Source organism: Klebsiella sp. JB_Kp031 (genome assembly GCF_040064295.1).
GTDB classification, from domain to species: Bacteria; Pseudomonadota; Gammaproteobacteria; order Enterobacterales; family Enterobacteriaceae; genus Klebsiella; species Klebsiella quasipneumoniae.
Genome location: NZ_JBEAJW010000009.1, coordinates 1 through 4,541 on the forward strand (window position 1 = coordinate 1; position 4,541 = coordinate 4,541).

Sequence of the window (4,541 nt, forward strand, 5' to 3'; positions counted from 1 at the left end):
GGAACTGTTTCGGATAAAGCTCGCGAGACATCGGCCAGAGACGACTGCCGGTACCACCAGCCATAATTACAGGAAGTAACATAATGAAATCCTTAAATAAATAATTGCTTTATTTTACTATCAGTCAATCGACCGTCGGGGGAATGGCCTTTTTCAGGCACGCTACCGCCATTGGCTGTCGCAACCAAAATGCGTACTGCTCCCGTGCTTTAGGCTAAACGCCACCCTCTTTCGCTTCAGGCTGTCGGCAGAACGTTCACTCAGCGGCCTGAAAAGCCAGCCTGACGGAACGGGTGTCCTGAAAACCTAAAAGCAGAGATATACCTTCAGGCATATCTCTGCTTTTAACATGCATCTTCCCTCACCTGGCCGCGAAATGCCCCACACTTTCCGCATTTGCCGCCGGGTTAACCATCAGGACTTTCTCATTTACGCAGGGCAAAACGCACGCGCTTGCCGCCACCGAAGAAAACGAAACCGGCGGTTTACCGATGCCAGTAACCGTCATAGAGGGGCGTTCACGATAAAGGGAAAGATGAGAAGAGACATCGTCTTCGCCGCTGAGGAGACAACGCGCTTGCGGGCCTGGTTGCCCTTTGCACATGGCGACGGCGCTACGTTCCGACAGGTGGGATAAACGACTCATGCTCTACAATGCACATTCCACTAAGAAAATCGTCCGCAGATTATAGCGCTGGTCGCGGGGAATAAAAATAAAAAAGCCTACTGATTAATGGATTACTCAAATAATACACATCTTAAACATTTGCTAAACAAAAAGATCAACATTAAGCAATTGATATTTAAGCTAAAAAATGCAAACTCGACGAGAATTTTGCCCATTTGCTAAATGATCCGCCGACCAAAAATATAACTTTAAACAAAATTACGCCGTGCCTGAGGGTGTTGACTGCCTTCATGGTATCGCCACGAATCGCTAAGCCGCTGACCAGTCACAAGGTTATTATTCGACAGCTAACGGTCAAATGAGAAACGTTGTTATTTATCAGCCTTTGCCACCACGGTTTTGTCAGAAAAAACGCCTTTCAGTTCACGCCTGGCGGAATAGACGCGGCAAAGCAAGTGATCCCAACCGCAAGCCAGTGTAAAATCGGCACTTATGTAGAACGGGATATCCACACCCCGGAGGAAAAATATGAAGTTTTTGGTCACTGGTGCCGCAGGTTTTATCGGCTTTCATATCGCGCAGCGCCTGCTGGATGAAGGGCATAATGTTGTCGGGATCGACAACATGAATGACTATTATGACGTCAGCCTGAAGCAGGCTCGCCTGGATCGTCTGGCATCTCCGGCATTTCATTTCCAGCAGCTGGATCTTGCTGACCGTGAGGGGATGGCGACGCTGTTCGCCGCAGAACAGTTTGACCGCGTGATCCACCTTGCGGCCCAGGCGGGCGTGCGCTATTCGCTGGAAAACCCCTATGCCTACGCTGACGCTAACCTGATGGGGTATCTGAACATTCTGGAAGGCTGCCGTCATACCAAAGTGAAACACCTGGTGTACGCCTCCTCCAGTTCGGTTTACGGCCTTAACCGCAAAATGCCGTTCTCCACGGAGGATTCCGTCGATCATCCGGTCTCCCTGTACGCCGCCACCAAGAAAGCCAATGAGCTGATGGCGCATACCTATTCCCATCTGTACGGCATCCCGACTACCGGCCTGCGCTTCTTTACTGTCTATGGTCCGTGGGGACGCCCGGATATGGCGCTGTTCAAGTTCACGAAAGCGATGCTGGAAGGGAAAAGTATTGACGTCTACAACTACGGCAAAATGAAGCGCGACTTCACCTACATCGACGACATCGTCGAGGCGGTGGTGCGCGTTCAGGATGTGATCCCGCAGGCTAATGCTGACTGGACCGTTGAGAGCGGTTCCCCGGCCACCAGTTCCGCTCCGTATCGGGTCTATAACATTGGCAACAGCTCGCCAGTGGAACTGATGGACTACATCACCGCTCTGGAAGAGGCGCTGGGGATGGAAGCAAAGAAAAATATGATGCCGATTCAGCCGGGTGATGTGCTCGACACCAGCGCAGACACCCAGCCGCTGTATGACCTGGTGGGTTTCAAGCCACAGACGTCAGTGAAGGAAGGCGTGAAGAACTTCGTCGAGTGGTATAAGGATTACTATCAGATCTAACCTGTCTCTGCCCTGCCGCGATCAGCTGATTGCGGCAATGGATAAACCTCCAGTATTCCTTTCATTGATCATTCATTTCTTTACCCGAGCCTGGCACAGGCTATACTTTTTTGTGCTAAAGAATAATTTTTATTGGTTTTAACGACGGTGCTGAAACTAGTTTCATCTACCCGCCGGCGAAAAAGCCAACAACTTTAAGCCTGGTCCCCTGCTGTGACTCTTTTCAATACTATTTTTAATGGCTCCTTCAGCATTTTCTCCTGATAAATAAAAGACAATACTTTCTGTAGGAATTTTCTTAAGAAAAGGATATGTTAGAGATCGCAATACAGCACCTTCCACGCTGATATATTGCTTAACTTGCTAATGATTTAACCAACTAAAGCTGTGGTAGATATTATGGAAAACCTGTTTTTCTTAGTGGTGGCTGCCATACTACTTGCTGTGTCGGTTTTCTTTTTAATTTCATATCTGAAAGACAGAAAGAAAACCAAACTGACGTTTAATAAACGCAAGTGGTAAGACTCGCTCCATATTGCATTTAGATTAAGATAATATTAAGAGATAAAAAAATGATATGGCAGAATGACCGTTCATTCTGCGTTTTGGCGTGGCCTTAAGGCAAGAAAAAATAACGTTACTCGCGCCCTGTTCCTCATATTTCCCCAGGGCATAAATAACAAAAGCCTGCGTTGCAGGCTTTGTTTTACCTCCCGGCGCTTATCTCCGGCATCTACATCACAGTGACGGTAGCTCTTCACAAGGTAAGTTTAACTTATCGGACCTGTTTTCAACCCGCAACGGCTTTTGAGCAGGATCGTAATGTCCATCACAATTTATTGAGGTTAATCTGAATGTGCGAGAAATACGCGTAGTGAGGGATATAGCGGGGAGATAAAGAAGCATACTGGCGGCGAGGAGCCGCCAGTGTCAGACAGGCAGGATTAATCGTTACCAAACAGATCGCGGGTATAAACCTTTTCTGCGACATCCGCCAGCTCTTCCGCCATACGGTTGGAAATGATGACATCCGCCTCTTGTTTGAAGGCATTCAGGTCGCGCACGACGCGGGAGTTGAAGAACTCATCTTCCTGCATCACCGGTTCATAGATAATAACCGGAATACCTTTTGCCTTGATGCGCTTCATAATGCCCTGAATTGAAGAGGCACGGAAGTTGTCTGACCCGCTCTTCATGATCAGGCGATATACACCCACCACTTTTGGCTTACGGGCAAGAATAGAATCCGCGATAAAGTCTTTACGGGTACGGTTGGCATCGACGATAGCCGCGATGATATTGTTCGGCACCGATTCATAGTTCGCCAGCAGCTGCTTGGTATCTTTTGGCAGGCAGTAGCCGCCGTAGCCAAAGGACGGGTTGTTATAGTGGTTGCCGATACGCGGATCCAGGCATACCCCTTCGATAATCTGCTTGCTGTTCAGCCCCTGGCTTTCAGCATAGCTATCGAGTTCGTTGAAATAGGCAACACGCAGCGCCAGATAGGTGTTAGCGAACAGTTTGATCGCTTCCGCTTCGGTGGAATCGGTAAACAGAGTCGGGATATCCTGCTTGATCGCGCCTTCCTTCAGCAGGTCTGCGAAACGTTCGGCACGCGCAGAGCGCTCACCAATGACAATGCGCGACGGGTGCAGGTTGTCGTAAAGCGCACGGCCTTCACGCAGGAACTCAGGAGAGAAAATAACATTATCAATCCCTAAACGTTCTTTGATGTCGCGGGTGAACCCCACCGGGATGGTCGATTTAATGATCATCACCGCGTTCGGGTTGATCTCTGTGACATCGCGAATAACCGCTTCCACCGTAGAGGTGTTGAAGTAGTTAGTCTTGGGATCGTAATCGGTCGGCGTGGCAATGATCACGTAGTCGGCATTGCGGTACGCGTCGTGCTTATCCGTGGTGGCACGGAAATTTAACGGTTTTTCTGCCAGATATTCCTGAATCTCTTTATCGACAATCGGAGAGATCTTCTGGTTAAGCATATCCACTTTGGCCTGTACGATATCCAAGGCCACCACTTCGTGGTTTTGCGCGATCAGGACACCGTTCGATAAACCAACATAACCTGTACCGGAAATAGTAATTTTCATGAGATTACACTTTAATCAGTTAACTGGATAATGGCGGATAGCCACGAAATTAAATAATTCTGTGGGCGGTTTTACGCTTTGACCAGTGGGATGTCAAGAATAAGCCATAAGGTCAAGAATACGATTAAAATCTGACCCTATGACTTCCATTATGGATAATGCATTACTTGAGAAGAGCTAAAATCTCTTCGGTTTTTGCATTCATTAACGCAGTATCCGCTCTGGACTCCACGTTCAGACGCACCACCGGCTCGGTATTGGACGTGCGC

At 48.4% G+C, this 4,541-nt stretch carries 4 protein-coding genes and 1 pseudogene; 2 read left to right on the forward strand and 3 right to left on the reverse strand.

Annotated features, from left to right (window positions below):
• Window positions 1-82: sugar phosphate nucleotidyltransferase (locus tag ABLV64_RS05625; protein WP_142245726.1), on the reverse strand; the 82-nt coding region annotated here is incomplete at its 3' end.
• A gap of 1,074 nt (window positions 83-1,156) precedes the next feature.
• Between ABLV64_RS05625 and ABLV64_RS05630 the strand changes: the two genes are divergently transcribed.
• Together ABLV64_RS05630 and ABLV64_RS05635 are read left to right on the forward strand one after the other, a co-directional pair.
• A complete protein-coding gene (locus tag ABLV64_RS05630) occupies window positions 1,157-2,161 on the forward strand; it encodes an NAD-dependent epimerase (protein WP_065878640.1) in 1,005 nt (334 codons plus the stop codon).
• Window positions 2,162-2,560: 399 nt separating this feature from the next.
• Window positions 2,561-2,683: a small membrane protein gene (locus ABLV64_RS05635; protein ID WP_000429184.1), complete on the forward strand. Its 123-nt coding sequence runs from the start codon at window positions 2,561-2,563 to the stop codon at window positions 2,681-2,683.
• A 422-nt stretch (window positions 2,684-3,105) separates the two neighbouring features.
• Here ABLV64_RS05635 and ugd read toward each other — a convergent pair whose 3' ends face one another.
• Entirely contained in the window at window positions 3,106-4,272 is a 1,167-nt protein-coding gene (gene ugd, locus ABLV64_RS05640) for a UDP-glucose 6-dehydrogenase (protein ID WP_053810157.1), read from the reverse strand.
• A gap of 163 nt (window positions 4,273-4,435) precedes the next feature.
• Window positions 4,436-4,541 (reverse strand): annotated as a pseudogene (locus tag ABLV64_RS05645) (phosphomannomutase); the annotation flags it as partial.